Source organism: Providencia huaxiensis, from assembly GCF_002843235.3.
In the GTDB taxonomy this organism is placed as follows: Bacteria; Pseudomonadota; Gammaproteobacteria; order Enterobacterales; family Enterobacteriaceae; genus Providencia; species Providencia huaxiensis.
On sequence record NZ_CP031123.2, the window covers coordinates 1,328,868 to 1,348,192 of the forward strand.

General features: G+C 37.7%; 18 protein-coding genes. 14 read left to right on the top strand and 4 right to left on the bottom strand.

Going from position 1 to position 19,325, the window contains the following annotated elements:
* Nucleotides 1–4 precede the first annotated feature (4 nt).
* The 5 genes from nudB (at nt 5) to ruvB (ending at nt 3,722) form a co-directional block, all read left to right on the top strand.
* Entirely contained in the window at nt 5–436 is a 432-nt protein-coding gene (gene nudB / locus CYG50_RS07695) for a dihydroneopterin triphosphate diphosphatase (RefSeq protein WP_102140265.1), read from the top strand.
* A 30-nt stretch (nt 437–466) separates the two neighbouring features.
* On the top strand, nt 467–1,210 hold the full coding sequence (locus CYG50_RS07700) for a YebC/PmpR family DNA-binding transcriptional regulator (protein ID WP_102140266.1): 744 nt from the start codon (nt 467–469) through the stop codon (nt 1,208–1,210).
* A 183-nt stretch (nt 1,211–1,393) separates the two neighbouring features.
* Complete coding sequence (gene ruvC, locus CYG50_RS07705; RefSeq protein ID WP_102140267.1) at nt 1,394–1,915, top strand: crossover junction endodeoxyribonuclease RuvC; 522 nt, start codon at nt 1,394–1,396, stop codon at nt 1,913–1,915.
* A gap of 162 nt (nt 1,916–2,077) precedes the next feature.
* A complete protein-coding gene (ruvA, locus tag CYG50_RS07710) occupies nt 2,078–2,695 on the top strand; it encodes a Holliday junction branch migration protein RuvA (protein WP_102140268.1) in 618 nt (205 codons plus the stop codon).
* A 16-nt stretch (nt 2,696–2,711) separates the two neighbouring features.
* A complete protein-coding gene (ruvB, locus tag CYG50_RS07715) occupies nt 2,712–3,722 on the top strand; it encodes a Holliday junction branch migration DNA helicase RuvB (RefSeq protein WP_102140269.1) in 1,011 nt (336 codons plus the stop codon).
* Between the two features lie 105 nt (nt 3,723–3,827).
* Here the strand turns inward: ruvB and znuB are convergent, their stop codons facing one another.
* Nucleotides 3,828–4,613 (bottom strand): zinc ABC transporter permease subunit ZnuB, encoded by a 786-nt coding sequence (gene znuB / locus CYG50_RS07720; RefSeq protein WP_102140270.1) that lies wholly within the window; start codon nt 4,611–4,613, stop codon nt 3,828–3,830.
* Nucleotides 4,606–5,373, bottom strand: a complete 768-nt coding sequence (gene znuC / locus CYG50_RS07725; RefSeq protein WP_004910688.1) for a zinc ABC transporter ATP-binding protein ZnuC — start codon at nt 5,371–5,373, stop codon at nt 4,606–4,608. Before znuC ends, znuB begins: the two co-directional genes overlap by 8 nt.
* Before the next feature lie 76 nt (nt 5,374–5,449).
* Between znuC and znuA the strand changes: the two genes are divergently transcribed.
* The 9 genes from znuA to CYG50_RS07770 all read left to right on the top strand — a co-directional run bounded on the left by znuA (nt 5,450) and on the right by CYG50_RS07770 (nt 16,511).
* Entirely contained in the window at nt 5,450–6,409 is a 960-nt protein-coding gene (znuA, locus tag CYG50_RS07730) for a zinc ABC transporter substrate-binding protein ZnuA (protein WP_102140271.1), read from the top strand.
* A gap of 20 nt (nt 6,410–6,429) precedes the next feature.
* Nucleotides 6,430–7,770 carry a murein DD-endopeptidase MepM gene (gene mepM, locus CYG50_RS07735; RefSeq protein ID WP_102140272.1) on the top strand — a complete coding sequence of 447 codons (1,341 nt, stop codon included), beginning with the start codon at nt 6,430–6,432 and terminating at the stop codon, nt 7,768–7,770.
* A 118-nt stretch (nt 7,771–7,888) separates the two neighbouring features.
* Entirely contained in the window at nt 7,889–8,863 is a 975-nt protein-coding gene (gene lpxM / locus CYG50_RS07740) for a lauroyl-Kdo(2)-lipid IV(A) myristoyltransferase (protein WP_102140273.1), read from the top strand.
* Between the two features lie 1,251 nt (nt 8,864–10,114).
* Entirely contained in the window at nt 10,115–10,972 is an 858-nt protein-coding gene (locus CYG50_RS07745; protein WP_102140274.1) for a LysR family transcriptional regulator, read from the top strand.
* A 161-nt stretch (nt 10,973–11,133) separates the two neighbouring features.
* The gene (locus CYG50_RS07750) at nt 11,134–11,682 is read left to right on the top strand and encodes a fimbrial protein (RefSeq protein WP_102140275.1); all 549 of its coding nucleotides are present in this window, start codon (nt 11,134–11,136) and stop codon (nt 11,680–11,682) included.
* A 57-nt stretch (nt 11,683–11,739) separates the two neighbouring features.
* Nucleotides 11,740–12,402, top strand: coding sequence for a fimbrial biogenesis chaperone (locus CYG50_RS07755; protein WP_102140276.1), 663 nt, complete (start codon nt 11,740–11,742; stop codon nt 12,400–12,402).
* 11 nt (nt 12,403–12,413) lie between these two features.
* Complete coding sequence (locus tag CYG50_RS07760; protein ID WP_102140277.1) at nt 12,414–14,900, top strand: fimbria/pilus outer membrane usher protein; 2,487 nt, start codon at nt 12,414–12,416, stop codon at nt 14,898–14,900.
* Nucleotides 14,901–14,908: 8 nt separating this feature from the next.
* Nucleotides 14,909–15,925, top strand: coding sequence for a fimbrial protein (locus CYG50_RS07765; RefSeq protein ID WP_102140278.1), 1,017 nt, complete (start codon nt 14,909–14,911; stop codon nt 15,923–15,925).
* 157 nt (nt 15,926–16,082) lie between these two features.
* Entirely contained in the window at nt 16,083–16,511 is a 429-nt protein-coding gene (locus tag CYG50_RS07770) for a DUF7832 domain-containing protein (RefSeq protein ID WP_102140279.1), read from the top strand.
* A gap of 53 nt (nt 16,512–16,564) precedes the next feature.
* Here the strand turns inward: CYG50_RS07770 and pyk are convergent, their stop codons facing one another.
* Both pyk and CYG50_RS07780 read right to left on the bottom strand, forming a co-directional pair.
* Nucleotides 16,565–18,007 carry a pyruvate kinase gene (pyk, locus tag CYG50_RS07775; RefSeq protein ID WP_102140280.1) on the bottom strand — a complete coding sequence of 481 codons (1,443 nt, stop codon included), beginning with the start codon at nt 18,005–18,007 and terminating at the stop codon, nt 16,565–16,567.
* A gap of 199 nt (nt 18,008–18,206) precedes the next feature.
* Nucleotides 18,207–19,052: a MurR/RpiR family transcriptional regulator gene (locus CYG50_RS07780; protein ID WP_102140281.1), complete on the bottom strand. Its 846-nt coding sequence runs from the start codon at nt 19,050–19,052 to the stop codon at nt 18,207–18,209.
* Nucleotides 19,053–19,325 lie beyond the last annotated feature (273 nt).

Below are 19,325 nucleotides of genomic sequence, written 5' to 3' on the forward strand. Positions count from 1 at the left end.
TTCAATGAAAAAATATAAGCGCCCGGAATCAGTATTAGTCATTATTGTGGCTCAAAGTAGTGGGCGGGTGCTTATGTTACGACGTAAAGACGACCCAAACTTCTGGCAATCAGTGACTGGAAGTTTGGAGCCTGATGAAAAGCCGTACGAAACGGCGTATCGTGAAATTAAAGAAGAGACAGGTTTTGAGGTTGAACAAAACCAGCTACAAGATTTGTCGCACAGTATCATCTTTGAAATTTTCCCGCATTTCAGGCATCGTTATGCACCCGATGTTACGCATTGTAAAGAACATTGGTTTAAAATGGTGCAAAGTGAAGAAAAAATGCCATTACTGACGGAACACAGTGAATTTCGTTGGCTAGCCCCCGATGAAGCAGCGAGCTTAACGAAATCCTGGAGCAACAGTCAGGCTATTTTAGAATTTGCTGTTTAATTATTTATTGACGTTTTTTGGAGATATTTCATGGCAGGTCATAGTAAATGGGCCAACACCAAACACCGTAAAGCGGCACAAGATGCTAAACGCGGTAAAATTTTCACTAAAATTATCCGTGAATTAGTGACTGCAGCTCGTTTAGGTGGTGGTGATCCCGCAACTAACCCGCGTTTACGTGCGGCTATAGATAAAGCATTATCTAACAACATGACTCGTGACACTTTAAACCGTGCTATCGCACGTGGTGTTGGTAATGATGATAATGATAATATGGAAACCATCATTTATGAAGGTTATGGCCCAGGTGGAACGGCTGTTATGGTTGAATGCTTAAGTGATAACCGTAACCGTACTGTTTCTGAAGTGCGTCATGCATTTACTAAAACGGGTGGTAACTTGGGTACAGACGGTTCCGTTTCTTACTTATTTACTAAACGCGGCGTGATCACTTATGCACCTGGCGTTGATGAAGATGCCATAATGGATGCGGCATTAGAAGCAGGCGCTGATGATGTTGAAACTTATGATGATGGTGCAATCGATGTTTACACAACACCAGAAACGTTTGGTGAAGTGAAAGATGCACTAGATGCTGCAGGTTTCACCAGTGAAGCCGCAGAAGTATCGATGATCCCATCGACTAAAGCGGAGTTAGATGCAGAAACGGCTCCTAAATTATTACGTCTTATTGATATGTTAGAAGATTCAGACGACGTACAGGAAGTTTACCACAATGGTGATATTTCTGACGAAGTCGCTGCCACACTGTAAGTCGTGAGGCACTAAGTGGCCATTTAGTCATTTAGCATAATCCGCGTAGAGAAAGCGGGCTGGCGCAGCCTGTTTTCTCTAACGCCTTCTATTCTTTCCTTTCCTTTATCCGCTATACTTTCTTTGTATCGACGAGCTAACTAAAACAGTTTAATTAATATAACGAGGAATAAATAAACGTATATGGCGATTATTTTAGGTATTGACCCCGGTTCTCGTGTTACGGGATACGGTGTTATTCGCCAGCAAGGCCGGCAATTGCTGTATTTAGGCAGTGGATGTATTCGTACCCAAGTTGATGATTTACCAAGTCGTCTGCAACGAATTTATGCGGGTGTCTCGGAAATTATCACCCAATATCAACCTGATGTATTATCCATTGAACAAGTTTTTATGGCGAAGAATGCGGATTCAGCATTAAAACTTGGTCAAGCCCGAGGGGCTGCAATTGTTGCTGCTGCAAACATGAATATACCCGTATTCGAATATGCGGCTCGCCAAGTGAAACAAACGGTTGTAGGCACAGGAGCTGCAGAAAAAAGCCAAGTACAACATATGGTTAAATCGATTCTGAAGTTGTCGGCGAGCCCACAATCTGATGCGGCAGATGCTTTGGCAATTGCGATTACACATTGCCATTTCAATCAAAACCTTTTAAAAGTTGGCGACCCACGGTTAGTTTTAACTCGCGGCCGTTTAAGATAGCGAGTTTATCTTAAACAGAATCGCTTATTAATAAATAGCGCGTAGCTGGATATGCATCCAGCATTTTTTGTGGTATAAACAACGGTATTAATGATAATAAACCAGCCTGTTCAGGGTTTAGATAGTATGTTCAGGGTTTAGATAGCAATAGAGGGCTTCAATGTGATAGGTCGTTTACGTGGTATTGTTTTAGAAAAGCAACCTCCAATCGTATTATTAGAGCTACAAGGTGTCGGTTATGAAGTCCATATGCCGATGACTTGTTTCTATGAATTACCCGAAATTGGTCAAGAAGCGATTGTTTTCACTCATTTTGTTGTTCGTGAAGATGCCCAATTATTATATGGCTTTAACGACAAGCAAGAAAGGGCGCTATTTAAAGAACTGATCAAAGTTAATGGGGTTGGTCCAAAATTAGCTCTAGCAATTTTATCAGGGATGTCTGCTCAACAATTTGTTTCTGCGATTGAACAAGAAGCTATCGCATCACTGGTCAAATTACCTGGTATTGGTAAGAAAACGGCAGAACGTTTAGTGGTCGAAATGAAAGACCGCTTCAAAGGCCTAAATGGCGATTTATTTAATCAAAATAGTGACATTAACCTACCAAGTGTGAACAGCAAAGTACCAAGCATGGCTGATATTGAGGCAGAAGCAGCTGCTGCATTGATTGCTTTAGGGTACAAACCACAAGAAGCAAGCCGTATGGTGAGTAAAGTCGCAAAACCGGATAGCGACTCTGAAACATTGATCCGTGATGCCCTTCGTGCCGCACTTTGATTGAGAGACGTTGAATATGATTGAAGCTGATCGCCTAATAACGGCTGAAGTATTACAGTCAGATGAAGAAGCTATTGACCGTGCGATCAGGCCAAAGCTATTGAATGAATACATTGGTCAGCCCCAGGTTAAAGACCAAATGGAAATATTTATTCAGGCGGCAAAAATGCGGGGCGATGCGCTTGACCATTTGCTAATCTTTGGTCCTCCAGGGTTAGGTAAAACAACTCTGGCTGGGATTGTTGCAAATGAATTAGGCGTTAATCTGCGTACAACTTCAGGGCCCGTATTAGAAAAAGCAGGCGATTTAGCAGCCATGTTAACTAATTTAGAACCTCATGATGTCCTATTCATTGATGAAATCCATCGATTATCTCCAGTTGTTGAGGAAATACTTTATCCCGCAATGGAAGATTACCAGCTAGATATCATGATAGGTGAAGGGCCTGCTGCGCGTTCTATTAAAATTGATCTCCCTCCTTTCACATTAATTGGTGCGACGACTCGGGCTGGGTCACTCACATCACCATTACGTGATAGGTTCGGTATTGTGCAACGCCTAGAATTTTATCAAGTTAATGATCTACAACATATTGTCAAACGTAGCGCCCAATACATGGGGCTAGACATCACCGAAGAAGGGGCTCTACAAGTTGCTATGCGCTCGAGGGGAACTCCACGTATTACCAACCGTTTGTTGCGTCGCGTGCGGGACTTTGCACAAGTAAAAGGCGATGGTTCAATTGATGGGCTAATAGCTAACCAAGCATTAGACATGTTAAATGTTGATGCTGCAGGCTTTGATTATTTAGATAGAAAGCTTCTGGTGGCTATTATTGATAAATTTATGGGCGGCCCAGTTGGTGTTGATAACCTTGCAGCAGCCATTGGGGAAGAGCGTGAAACCATAGAAGATGTTTTAGAACCTTATCTTATCCAGCAAGGCTTTATTCAGCGCACCCCTAGAGGCCGAATGGCGACGGTTCATGCATATAACCACTTTGGTTTAACCCCTAAAGAAATTTAATTATATTAAATAAATAAAAATGGCCCCAACATTGAAAGCAATGTTAGGGCCATTTACATCAAAAATTGTATGTAACAACTGAAATTATGTAGCTCATAGCTTAAATTAATTTTTCGCTTTTATTACTAAACTAAATACGAACAGAATAGCGGATACCAACACCACAGACGGCCCTGCAGGGGTATCGTAGAAAGCAGAAAGTGTTAGCCCACCAGTCACAGCAATCATACCAATTAAGACAGCGATAGAAGCCATTTGCTCAGGCGTTCGAGCAAAACGCCGAGCCGTTGCCGCGGGTATAATTAATAAAGACGTAATAATTAACGCCCCGACAAATTTCATTGCAATACCAATTGTTAGTGCGGTAACTAGCATTAGTAATAAACGCAGTCTTTGAATATTAATGCCATCAACAAAAGCAAGTTCAGGGCTAACCGTTATGGACAAAAGTGCCCGCCAACGATAGAAAAGCAACCCGCAAACGACAATAACGCCAATAAAAATCGTTATAATATCCTCATAGCTGACTGAGAGTAAGTCACCAAATAAATAAGCCATTAGGTCAACACGGACATTAGCCATTAAGCTAACAACAACTAGACCTAAAGAGAGTGAACTGTGCGCCATAATACCCAGTAGAGTATCAACAGCAAGTTGTGGCCGCTTTTCTAGCCAAACTAAAATTAAGGCCAATAACAAAGTGACAGCAATAACAGCATAGAATGGGTTGATATTTAATAGAAGCCCAAATGCGACGCCTAGCAATGAAGCATGGGCTAGTGTATCGCCAAAATAGGACATACGGCGCCACACAACAAAAGAGCCTAGAGGACCTGCCGCAATGGCAAGTAGCATACCTGCTATCCAGCCGGGTAATAGTAACTCAATCATGTTTGCAGTCCTTGCTGTGTTGGTGGCCAACAATAATATTGCCTTCTAAATCGTGTTGATGATTATGTTGATGGCGGTATACACCGAGTTGTTGAGCACCGCGATAACCAAACATTGCCACAAACTCAGGGTGGTTTGAAACAACGTCTGGCGCGCCAGAACAGCAAATATGGCCGTTAATGCAAAGTACTTTATCTGTTTTTGCCATTACGAGATGTAAGTCATGGGAGACCATTAATACGGCGCAGTTAAGCTCAGTTCTTAACTGATTAATTAAGTCATATAGAGCAACTTGACCTGTGATATCAACGCCTTGAGCGGGCTCGTCAAGCACTAGCAAGTCAGGTTTATTGAGTAGGGCGCGAGCCAGTAAAACACGCTGAGTCTCACCGCCTGATAACTTTTGCATTGGTTGTTCGAGTAAATGCGTTGCCTTGACCCTCTCGAGGGCGGGTAACAAATGCTCTTTACGAACACCAAGCTTTAATAACATAAACCGTTTAACCGTAAGAGGAAGCGTCGTATCTAAGTGAAGTTTTTGTGGAACATAACCAATAGCGAGAGAAGAAGGACGCGTAATGGTACCTGATGTAGGGGCAAGTAACCCGAGTACAACACGTACAATTGTTGATTTTCCAGCGCCATTCGGGCCTAAAAGGGTCACGATATCACCTTTATTCAGTTCAAAGGTAACATCGTTGAGAACCTGTTTTTCGCCAAATGAAACAGAAATCTTATTTAAAGTTAGTAGTGGTTGCATGTGAAAAACATCTTGCAGAATTCATGTTGTGTTATATTATAACATTTCAAAGTTAAAATCACGGAAAAAGACTGCTATGATACATAAATCGAAAAACATTGCCTGTAAATTTCTTTTTGGGGCAGTGGCAAGCTCGGTATTAAGTGCAACAATGGTATCAACCGCGAATGCTGATGTTGTGACTTCAATTCGTCCACTGGCCTTTATTGCAGCTGGTATTGCTGATGGTGTCACTGAGACACAAGTTTTATTACCAGATGGCGCTTCGCCTCATGATTATGCACTTAAACCTTCTGATTTGAAAAAAATTAAACAGGCTGATTTATTTGTATGGGTTGGGCCTGATATGGAAATGTTTTTACAGAAGCCAATCAATACATTACCACAGAATAAACGCCTAGCATTAGCTGAACAGAAAAATATTAAGCCGCTACTTATGGCAGAGTCCCATGAAGATGAACATGACCATGAACATGGAGATGAGGCTAATCATGACAAGGATCACGAACATCATCATCATGGTGAGTATAATATGCACATCTGGTTATCACCAGAGATCGCAAATTTTGCTGCGCAAGACATTTATGAACGTTTAGTAGAGCTTTATCCTGAACAAAAAGATAAGCTAGACGTAAACCTTCGTAAATTCAAAGAAAATATGACGCAAAATGATCAGAATATTGCTAATATTTTGCAGCCAGCTAGAAACAAGGGTTATTTCGTTTTTCACGACGCTTATGGCTACTTTGAAAAACACTATCAACTCGCTCCTTTAGGGCATTTTACGATAAACCCAGAAATACAGCCAGGCGCGCAAAAATTACATCAAATACGAACACAATTGGTTGAGCATAAAGCGCAATGTGTTTTTGCTGAGCCACAATTCAGGCCTGCTGTGATTGAAAGCGTAGCACGTAATACGGGGGTGAAAATGGGAACTCTCGACCCACTAGGAATTGGGCTGGCTATAGAGCCGGATAGCTACATGAAGTTTTTGACTCAACTATCAGAGCAATACGCCAGCTGCCTGGATTAAAAATAGAAGGAATTGTTTAAGTGCAGCAAATGGCCAAGAGTCTGGTTCAGGTATACGGTAGCCTGTCTAGAACACACAAAATTGTATTAAGTGCGCTCACTGTAGCGACTATGGCCGTCGCAATTTGGCGGCCAGTTCATATACCAACAACGACTGAAAATGACGGAACACCAGATACCATCATTCCGCTCTCATTATTACCTGCAAGTGATGCTACCGACGATATAATTCAAGATAGTAGTGAACAGCTACCTGATGAAGGCCTCGCTGATACTGACGCTGAAGCTGCAGAAACTGGTGGGGCAGCAGCACCTCTCGTTCATGAATATGTTGTTGCAAGTGGTGATAATTTAACGACTATTTTAACTCAATTCGGTATTGAAGCGGGTGATGTTGCAACACTATCCAATCAACATAAATCGCTGAGAAACCTGAAAATAGGCCAATCTTTAAATTGGTCGTTAACTGATCAAGGCGAATTAGAATCATTGACATGGGAAGTTTCTCGCCGTGAGACCCGTGTATTTACCCGCGTTGGAACGACAAACAAATTTGAAGAAGCCAAACAAATTCGTGAAGGTGAGTGGACTAACAGTGTATTAAAAGGCACGGTTGACGGTTCATTTGCACAAAGTACAAATAAAGCTGGCTTAACACGCAATGAAGGCCGTGAGGTGATCAAAGCCTTGCAATGGCAAGTTGACTTCAAAAAATTGAAAAAAGGCGATAAATTCAGTGTGTTAATGAGTAGAGAAATGCTGAATGGCCGTAGTGAACAGAGCCAACTCATTGGTGTTCGTCTACAAACAAATGGAAAAAGCTATTACGCTTTTCGTGCTGAAGATGGGCGATATTATGATAGCGAAGGGAATGGCTTAGAACGCGGTTTCTTACGTTTTCCAACTGCTAAACAATTTAGAGTTTCTTCACAATTCAACCCTCGACGAGTTAACCCAGTTACTGGGCGTGTAGCACCGCATAAAGGTGTGGATTTCGCAATGCCAGTTGGCACACCAGTGCTTGCTGTTGGTGATGGTGAAGTCATTGTTTCAAAATACAGCGGTGCTGCAGGTAACTTTATTGCGATCCGTCATGGGCGTCAATATACCACGCGTTACATGCACTTACGCCAGCTATTAGTTAAGCCAGGTCAAAAAGTTAAGCGCGGTGATCGAATTGCGCTATCGGGCAATACTGGGCGTTCGACTGGGCCTCATCTACATTTTGAAATGTGGGTTAATCAACAAGCGGTAAACCCACTCACTGCGAAATTACCTAGTTCTGGTGGCTTGACAGGGAAAGAGCGTAAGGAATACTTAGCGCTAGTTAAAGAAACTAAACCACAACTTAAACTACAATAACTTAAGTTTCTATTTTTATCGCTGGCAGGTACTTGTATCTGCCAGTTTTCTTTGTAATGCTCCCGTAAACTATTATTATAAGCTATAGAAAGATAGCTATTATTCACTTGAGTACAGCATGAATAAAGATCAAGACACTGATAGTAAAAAAGGCTATGTGCCAACGTTTCACCGCTCTTACCTTTTACCTAAATATTGGGGAGTGTGGCTAGGGGCCGGTGTTTTAGCCGGATTGGCTTTCATTCCGGTTAAAATACGTGATCCTTTACTGGCTAAAATAGGAAAATGGGTTGGACGACTAGCAAAGAGTGGTCGCCGTCGCGCTAAAATTAACTTACTTTACTGTTTTCCTGAATTGACAGAACATCAACGAGAAGAGTTAGTTGATCGCATGTTTGAAACCGCACCACAATCTTTTGTCATGTTGGCTGAGCTATGTCTGCGTGGTGCGAGTAAAACGCTAGCTAGAACGCATTGGCATAATCAAGAAATTATAGAGCGTTTAAAGCAGCAGCAAAGTAATGTTATTTTTATGGTACCTCATGGGTGGGGCGTTGATGTCCCTGCGATGTTATTAGCAGCCAAAGGCCAGCAAATGGCTGCCATGTTTCATCACCAAAAGAACCCCGTTGCAGATTATTTATGGAATAAAGCAAGATACCATTTTGGGGGGCGCTTACACTCAAGAGAGGCGGGTATTAAGCCTTTTATTGCTTCTGTTAGGCAAGGTTATTGGGGCTTTTATTTACCTGACCAAGATCATGGTGAAGAGCATAGTGAATTTGTCGATTTTTTTGGCACATATAAGGCAACATTACCTGCAATCGGTCGGCTAATGAAGGTATGTAAAGCGAAAGTTGTGCCACTGTTTCCTGTTTATGACCATAAAACGCATCAATTGCATATTTATATTCGTGAACCGATGGATGATATTGATGGAAAGGATGATAAGTATATAGCACGAAGAATGAATGAGGAGCTGGAGTACCTGGTTGCTCCGAATTTAGAACAGTACACATGGATATTAAAGCTATTGAAAACGCGAAAAGAGGGTGAAATAGAACCTTATCAGCGAAAAGACCTCTATCGTTAGTGTACAGATATACAGAATAAATTTTAAGCCATTACTTTTTAGTAATGGTTTTTTTTATTTAAAAGTGAGTATTTATAGAAATATACGCTTGATGATTGGTAATTTTAAAAAACTGTACACGATTATTAATAACGAAAATTTAGGATAGTACATTAATGATTTATGGATGTTTCATTCATTTTTTGAGCTGTATCTAATTTTTGTAAAGTCTTGATAAAAAGAAGAAGAACAAGGTTAAAGTTAACTTATTGATTTATATATCGATTGTAAATATTGCATTGTATATTTATAACTTACATGACAGATAGTTAAGTGCAATATAAGGAAGATATGCTTAATGAACACGATAAAAGAGCAAAAAAGCTTATGTATTCGTTCGATTGATAAGAGTTAATCTAAGGTATGCTAAAAAGTTTTGGATGGTAACATTTAATCCTAAGCTCAGAAGTCAATTTTATACATGGGTAAGGAAATGAGAACAATTAGATATTTTTTTTAGAAAAAATGTTAGTAGCCATTCAAAGCATTAATTGTAGAATGAACGAGGGTTAAGATTATTACTTGCCGAAGATCAGATAAGCTAGAATTGATAAATATCATACTGTATCGTTTTAAGTAATTATTATTCTAATCATATTATTATTAGCTGTAATTAGCCTGTGTTGCATCAATCATAAAATTAAATCTTAGTATAAATACGAGGTGACTTTATTTCAATGTTTGTATTGTGATATTCCTCTTTATTTATCTAATGCAAAGCCAACTATCCAGTAGATAATATTATAAAACCATCATTAAATGACTAACCAATTATAGTTATTATTTGTGTACTTCACCATGATTATAATTGAGTACTGTTTTTTTTATTCTAAAATTATTTTTTGTTTAATTTTTATAAGATTGTTAGTTTTTTATTTAATAAAATAATTTATTCTTATTTGGTATTAAAAATGCTATGGGTGTTTTTTTTGTTTACATTCTTACTTTGTTATTTTTTTAATTTAAAATTGAAATTATTTATAGGTTATTTCTATTCATGATGTAGTCAGTGTGAAAATTATATTTTATATATAAAACGGATCTTCATATTAAAAATTATTCCTTACATACAAAAAAAAGAACTTAAATAATTTTAAACATATGAGTAAATACTAAGCGTTATGTATAATCACTTATTAACGACTATAAAATATATTGCTATATTTTAATTATATAATAAAAATAACTCCCAGATTAATACTTGGAGACTCTATGGAAAAAACTCGAACAACGTTAGATCAATGGATAACTCTACAGGCAGTGGTTGACTGCGGTGGTTTTGCTCAAGCAGCTGAAATTTTGCATAGGACACAATCATCAATTAGTTACACCATTAGTAAATTAGAGCAAACATTGGAAATTGAAATATTTTCTTTAGAAAAACGTCGTGCAGTATTAACTAGACAAGGAGAGCAGCTATTAGCGCTATCGAGAGAGGTAACAAATAAAGCAATTTCATTAGAAAAGGTTGCTAAATCATTAAATTACGAAGGAAATAATAAAATTAATATTGTTATTGATTCACTATATCAAAGTGATGAAATACTGAAAAAAATTGGGGATTTAAGTCGGTCTAGAAAGGATTATGATATTGATTTAAAACGTTTATTATTAAAAAAAACAGATATTTTTGGGGTTAAAAATTATGATTTATTAATTACTCACCATTACGTTGAGTCGTTAAACCCTATATTCCTTGAGCAAGTTGAGGCGGTGTTTGTAACCAATCCAAATCATAAACTTCAACATTGCCAGGCTGATAATATATTGAAATCAATGGAAAAAACAACATTGATTGCTTTGGAGTCTACAGAGATAGATGGTATGAAAAGTATCCAAACTATTCATGTTCCTAATGTGGATTTAGCAATTCAATTAACAGAGAATTCGATTGGGTATTTATGGTTACCAAAGAATTTAGTCCAGAAGGAATTGAATAATAATTCATTAAAAGAGCTGAAAACAGCAAATAAAAAATCATTCTATAATTTCTACATGTATATGAATAAAAATTCAATGGATAATGAAATTTTAAGATACTACCTTATTGATAATGAAAAAATTAAATGAATGAGTCAATTAATGAATAATTAAAATAAAACATAAATATTTTAGATGTCATTTTAAAAAATTCAATGTATCCATTAGTTAACTTAACTAAAGGTAAATGGTATATTTCTTTCGTACACCCAATATGAGTAATTTATTTATTCATATAGTAGCAATTAATAATTAAAGATTTTTATTATAGGAACTATTATGAGTATTCTAAAAAATCCCTAGCAGTAATAGGGGTTGCTTTAGCTGTAACATCTGCACCAACTGTTTTTGCTTCAGGTACAATTAATTTTACCGGGGAAATAACTGACATTGCTTGTACAGTTGATAGTAACTCAAAAAATTTAAATGTTGACCTTGGAAAGGTATCAGCTAAAAGTTTAGCTGCACAGGGTGAAGTTGCAGGATTGAAAGACTTCACGATTAAGCTTGTTGATTGTCCAGCAAACTCGAAAGTAACCGTACGCTTTGGTGGTACACGTGATACTGCAGACCGCGATATTCTTGCAATTAACCAAGGTGCAGGTGTTGCAAATAATGTCGGTATTGCTTTATTTGAAAAAGACGCAACAACACAAATCAAATTATTTGATGATTCAAAACAAATTGAATTCGATGGTGCAACAGTAGACTTAGATTACGTAGCTCGTTATAAAGCAACAGGCGTAGCAACTGCTGGTCCTGCTAATAGTAGTGCAGTATATAGCATTCAATATCATTAATTAGTTGGAGGGTGACAATGGTTGCCCTCTTTCTCACATCAATATCATGGCTGTTTTATGAAAAAAATATTTTTTTCAATCTGTATATGTTTATTTTCTATTTCTAACATCTCTCAAGCGTCAGGTATTAGTGTAGGTGGAACGCGTTTTGTCTATGAAGAAAACAAACGTGAAATTGATATCCCGATTTTTAATAGTGATAAAGAAAAACCATTTTTAATCCAAAGTTGGGTTTCTCCATTTAATGGTGAGGGTAAAGCACCATTTATTGCGACGCCACCATTATTCCGAATTGAACCAGATACAAATGGTTCAGCGAGGATCTCATACATAGGTGAACCTATAAATTCAAATGAAGAAAAAATCTATTTGCTTAATATTAAATCAATACCACCTAAAGATAATAGTATTGAAAATGAGCTACAGATAATTATAAACTCACAATTTAAACTGTTTTTAAGGTCGAAAGATATTGAACCTTTTGATTTTGAAAAGGTTAATTTAATTGAGAAATCAGATGGAGTTATGATTGATAACCAAACACCATATCATTTATCAATCAAAAATATCCTTATCAATGGCAAGGTCATTGATGGTGCTAGCTTAATATACCCATTTAAAAATGATTATATTCTTAAGAAAAAAACAAATAATAGTGATTCAATAGTTGTTCAGTTTATTAATGACTATGGCGCTATCATAGAGAAAAAAACCAAGTAAGAGTATCTAAGATGTCAGTTCTCTATACCAAAAATAGACTTATGTATTCTAAAGTTTTTACTACGATCAGCTTAATATTGTATGCCAATAATACAATTGCTGAAGATATATTTGATATCAATGCTATTAATACTGGAATTGAAAGTCAAGTTGCTGATGTGAATAACTTGGGCTACTTATCATCCGCAGGTGGGCAATTACCAGGTGATTATTTTGTCGATATTTATATTAATGATCAACTTGTGGATAATAAGAATATTACATTTTTATTTGATGATAAAACTAAAAAACTACTCCCTAAAATAACAAAAAATATGCTACTAGAGTGGGGGGTAAAAAACTCAGCAAGTGAAAAATTCTCATCAATTGAAGGTGATGAATATTTGAACGATATTGCTCAAGTTATTCCTAGTGCTAATTATCAATACAAATTCGAAATCCAACAACTACAAGTAAGCATTCCTCAAATTGGATTAGAAAATACTAGCCGAGGCTACGTTGAGCCAAAAGAATGGGACGATGGAATTAATGCAGCATTTGTTAATTATACTGCAAGATTTAATAAACATTGGTACCAAAATAGAGACAACAGAGATAATACATTCATAGGTTTAAGAAGTGGCATTAATATAAATGCTTGGCGTTTACGTAGCTATAACACATATAGTAATACAACAAATGAAACAAACTGGAATAATTTACAAACCTATATAGAACGAGATATTAGAAGCTTAAAAAGCCGATTAACGATTGGTGAAACATCCTCTGATAATGGTGTGATGGAAAGCAACCCTTATCGTGGGATAAGGTTAGCCTCCGATGAAAGTATGTTACCTCAAAGTGAAAGAGGTTTTGCACCGACAGTCACAGGAATTGCGCAATCAAATGCGATTGTTACTATCAGGCAAAATGGTAATGTGATTTATCAAACAACTGTACCACCTGGTGAGTTCTCAATTAATGATTTATATCCAACTTCATACAGTGGTGATCTTGAGGTCTCCATTGAAGAAGCTAATGGAACAATCAGATCTTTTATTCAGCCGTTTTCAGCGGTACCAATGATGCAAAGAGCTGGTGCATTAAAATATAGCGTGGATATTGGTAAATATAATGTTGATAGTGCACGGCGTAAACCAAATTTTGCGCAAGCATCAGCAATTTATGGGTTACCATATAACTTATCCGCTTATGGAGGTTTTTTAGTTTCCCAAGACTATCAAGCTTACACAATAGGTACTGGAGTAAATTTAGGTAATATTGGTGCGATATCGACAGATATTACGCAAGCATCAACACAATTGATTGATAAAAAGAAGGCAGAAGGGCAATCGTACCGAATTCAGTATTCAAAATATATTCCAGACACAGGCACTTCTTTTTCTTTGGCATCATATCGCTATTCAACAAAGAATTACTATGATTTCTCTGATTCGAATAATTATTTCTATAATATCGGTCGGAAGAAACAACAGTTTCAAGCATCAGTATCTCAATCGCTTAACGGAATAGGTTATTTATCAGTGAATGGTTACCAGCAATATTACTGGGATAAAAGTGGTTCTGATAAAAATTTAACGATGAGTTTTAGTTCTAATTATAATTCGATGAATTACAGTGTTGCGTATTCTTATACAAAGCAAGATTATTCGAATACCAATGACCAAATGCTGTCATTAAATTTAAGTATTCCTTTTGATTTAGGACGGAAAAATAATTGGATCAATTATAGCTATAATACCAGTAAAAATGGCGATTCTATTAGCTCATTGAGTTTTAATGGCACGCAATTAGAAGATAATAATTTGCAGTATGACCTTACGCAAAGATATAACCATAGCCATGACGAATATAGTAGTTCCGTTAGTGCAAACTATATAGTTTCATCAGGGGAATACAGTGCAGGCTATAATTATGACCCTAAATATCATTCTGTCGATCTCGGTGCAACAGGAGCATTATTACTGCATTCTGGAGGGCTAACGACATCACGTACTATTTATGATTCTGCAGTACTCGTAAAAGCTGAAGATATTGATAATTTAAAAGTGAATAATGCGCAGTCGCTCTATACTAACTCTTCAGGCTTTGCCGTAATTCCTACGGTCACACGCTACGAACGAAATAAAATTAGTGTCGATACTGCAACATTAAGTGGTAACAATGATGTTGCTATTAATACAACAACCGTTGTTCCTACTCAAGGTGCTATTGTATTAGCTAATTTTCAAGCAAAACGCGGTGCTAGAGTATTACTAAAACTGCAGCATGCAGGCAAACCCATTGCATTTGGCACTCAAGTTTCTGTGATAGAAAATGAAGAGCAAGTGACTGGAGGTATTGTTGCAAATGATGGGGAAGTTTATTTAAGCGGTGTTCCAGAGCAAAGTACCATCATTGTAAAATGGGGTAATAGTCATAATCAACAATGTACAGTTCCACTTTCATTATCGTTAGAAAATGAAAAAATTCAGTTTATAGAACGAACTTGTGAATAGGGGTCGTCATGAATAATTTAGGATTAAAAATCGGCATTCCGTTACTTTTATATTCACAATTTGGTGTTGCAGAATTTAGGGCTGAATTTACTAACCAACTTGTTAATTCGAATAAAACACTTTATGTCTCACGCACATTACCGGTAGGTAGTTTTATTGGTTCAGTTGATTTAGGTACTCATTCCCCTTGGGTGTGGTGGAATGTAACTGGTAATACAGAAGTTGGCATCTATTTACCAAGCGGATATGGGAATTCAAGGTATATTTCTGGTGTAGGTTATGTGAGAGAAGTTAATAGCTCAGGTGTGGGTTATGCTTTACATGGTACAGTATTGAGTCCTTGCTCTGGTTCTGCGTATGTTGATGGAGTAAATACGAAAGATGGAAATATTAGTAATAGGTTAATTTGTGGTTCTAGTGCATCATCAGCAACATATACTGTAAAGTTAAGAGCAGATTTTTATAAAGTTGGTAACAATGTTAAAAGCCAAACTTTACCAACAACTAATGCTGCAATGTTAATTTTATTCCATAATGGTTTTATTACGTCAGATTTATATGGAAGAGTCGAACCCAAAGTAAATATGGGGCCAATTAATGTTATTTCGAGTGGTTGTGAAGTTAAAAATAAGTCAATAGATGTGCCGTTCGGTAAAGTCAGCAAATCATCGTTTACAGGTGTTGGTTCAACGAGCTCCGAGAGTAAGAAAAACTTTCAAATTCAATTAGATTGTGACCCTATATCGCCTATAAAAATTACATTTATTGGAACTCAAGATGCAAGCCAAACACCAGGGGCAATTGCACTCAATAATTTAGCCGATGAAAATACAGCGAAGGGCTATGCAATCCAAGTGAAATATAAAGGAGCACCAATTAAGCTTAATCAGTTAATGCCTATCGTTGAACAAAATAACGTAGGGCAATATAACATTCCATTGGAAGCTGCTTATATCCAAACTCAATCTACAACAACAGCAGGGAAAGCAAACGGTACGCTACAATTTAATTTGCAATATCACTAAGTTCTATTTGCTCTGCACGTAACAAGAAGTGAACTGCAGAGCTTTACTGTCTTGCATTACTTCTTATTTAGCCATCATTTTGTACTTTATCTTAATTCATCACTAACCTGAAGTAAGTTATAGTTAGTTTTTATTGATGCATAAATTGAGGAAGACTATGGCATTTGATCGTATGGATTGGCACTACGGTGGTGATTATCCTTCAGAGTTACCTACTGAGAATGGAGGCACCCATATTGGCTTTTATTTGACATGGATTATTCATAATAATTTAGTCGGAGAATTTCATGTTGAAGAATCAGAGGAAGAGCTCGCATTAGTCAAAGCTCGAAAGCTTGATGGCCGTGAATTTTTGATGACAATGTGTGATGAAAAATTTATAGATGAAGATTTAAGTGATGAAGGTAACGCTTTTACTCAGTTCTATTATGCAGCAGAAGAGAAAGGCTACTTTGAAGATTATGAACGTGTTCTTAAAGGTAATTTACCGACAACTTACCATATAGAAAACTCATGGGAAAATTACGATAAAATTGCACCTGTAATTAGCGAAGCATATATCAAATGGAAACAGGCTCAAGATTAGATAGAGCATCAATATAAAAGAAAGCCCCCACCCATTAGGTGAGGGCTAAAAGATTATTCGACTTCTAGAATACGACAAGTGTTCGTACTACCGACAGTACCCATTAAGTCACCTTGGGTGACAAGAACCACGTCGCCACTCATTAAATAGCCGTTATCACGCAAACGCGTCACTGCCTCGTTCGCAGCCGCAATGCCATCTGTGTGGGTGCTACAGAAAACGGGAGTAACACCACGATAGAGAGAACACTGATTAAGCGTTTTTTCATGGCGAGACATTGCAAAAATCGGTAAGCCAGAGCTGATCCGAGACATCATACGAGCAGTACGACCAGACTCAGTCATTGCAATGATAGCTTTAACCCCTTTAAGGTGGTTAGCTGCATACATTGTTGACATGGCAATCGCTTCTTCTGGGCTACTAAACTCTGCCTCTAAACGGTGTTTAGATACATTCAGGCCAGGCATTTTTTCTGCACCAAAACAAACTTGTGCCATTGCAGCGACAGTTTCTGCTGGGTACTGGCCTGCAGCTGTTTCAGCAGAAAGCATAACGGCATCAGTACCATCCAACACCGCATTCGCAACGTCCATAACTTCAGCTCGCGTTGGCATTGGGTTAGTGATCATGGATTCCATCATTTGTGTTGCAGTTATAACAACACGATTTAATTGGCGAGAACGGCGGATCAATTTTTTCTGGACAGCGACTAATTCTGGGTCGCCAATTTCCACACCGAGGTCACCACGAGCAACCATAACGACATCAGAAGCGAGGATAACTTCGTCCATGACTTCATCATTGGCTACGGCTTCTGCTCGTTCTACTTTAGCAACAATTTGGCATTCACAGCCTGCATCGCGAGCCAAGCGGCGTGCATAATCTAAATCTTCACCTGAACGAGGGAATGAAACGGCTAAATAATCAACATTAATTTTTGCTGCGGTTTTTATATCTTCTTTGTCTTTATCTGTTAATGCCTCAGCAGAAAGGCCGCCACCGAGTTTATTAATACCTTTATTGTTAGATAATTGGCCACCAACAGTAACTTCTGTAAATACTTGTAACCCTTTGACTTCGATGACTTTTAATTGAACTCGCCCATCATCAAGAAGTAAAATATCGCCTGGAACCACATCAGCAGGTAAACCTTTATAGTCGATGCCCACTTTATCTTGGCAGCCTTCACCTTTGCCTAAGTTGGCATCAAGAATGAATTTATCACCAATATTTAGGAAAACTTTACCATCTTTAAACGTGGAAACACGAATTTTAGGACCTTGTAAATCGCCGAGGATCGCAACATGACGACCTAAACGAGCGGCAATTTCACGTACTTTATTAGCACGTAATTGATGGTCTTCTGGAGTTCCGTGGGAGAAGTTAAGGCGAACAACGTTGGCACCAGCATTGATAATTTTTTCAAGATTATTATCGCGATCGGTTGCTGGACCAAGAGTTGTAACAATTTTAGTTCTTCTAAGCCGTCTAGACATGTATTACTCCGTTGACCTGTAATGGTGTTGATAAAAGAGTGAAACCATTTCACTCCATTTCGAAACCTGTTTACTGCAAATAGGGATGCTGACACGAGCACAGCTATTATATACAGCCAATTTCTTAATGCTATCAGGTCTGTAAAACTATTAAAGCCCGAAAGCAAAGAAAAGCATTTATACTGTCAATTTATTGCCTTTAGATGCTATCAAACCGCGAATCACGTAATGCTTCTTTGACGCGCTTCAAGTTATCTCTAAATTTTTCACCTCTTCTTAACGTAAAGCCCGTAGTTAATACATCAATTACAGCGAGCTGAGCCATTCTTGATACCATTGGCATATAGATATCCGTATCTTCAGGAACATCAATAATAATAGATAAGGAAGCGGCTAGAGAGAGTGGTGAGCTTTCTGAGGTAATTGCGATGACTGTAGCGTCGTTTTCTCGAGCTAAACGTGCCATGTCAACTAATGCTTTGGTTCTTCCCGTATGGGAAATGAGCACAATAACGTCTCCTTCAGTACTATTGATACAGCTCATACGTTGCATGACAATATCATCGAAGTATATGACAGGAATATTAAAGCGAAAAAATTTATTCATTGCGTCATGAGCCACAGCGGCTGAAGCACCAAAGCCAAAAAAACTGATTTTTCGAGCTTGAGTTAATAAATCGACAGCACGGTTAATTACCCCGATGTCTAGTGTGTGTTTTACATTATCTAACCCAGCCATAGCAGATTCAAAAATCTTGTAGGTATAGGTATTTACTGTATCCGTTTCTTCTATATGGCGGTTTATGTAAGGAGTACCATTGGCTAAATTTTGTGCTAATCGTAATTTGAAATCAGGGAATCCTTTCGTGTCCATTTTTCGACAAAATCGGTTTACTGTTGGTTCACTAACATCGGCCAATTGCGCTAGTGTGGCGATGCTAAGATGAATGGCATTTTGTGGCATACTTAGAATGACTTCAGCCACCTTTTTTTCTGATTTACTTAAAAAATCGAGACTAGTCTTCATTTGTTCTAAAATATTCATATAGCAAAAGCGCCTATTTCATCGAAAGGAGAAATTTTTGAGTCATCACGTTATCCTATTGTTGATTTTAAATTTCTTACTGTGATGCTGTAATAAAGAGTGAAAATATACTATGTATGATAGGTAAGCTATCTGAATACAGGTGATAAATAGCAGCTTTTTGTGAAACTTTGACCCGTATCTAATTTTCAGATTAGTAAACAACCTACTTATTTTGTTATTTTTTTACGAAAGCTGTCTCCATTCAGTTAAATCGCATCTTTTTAATACACT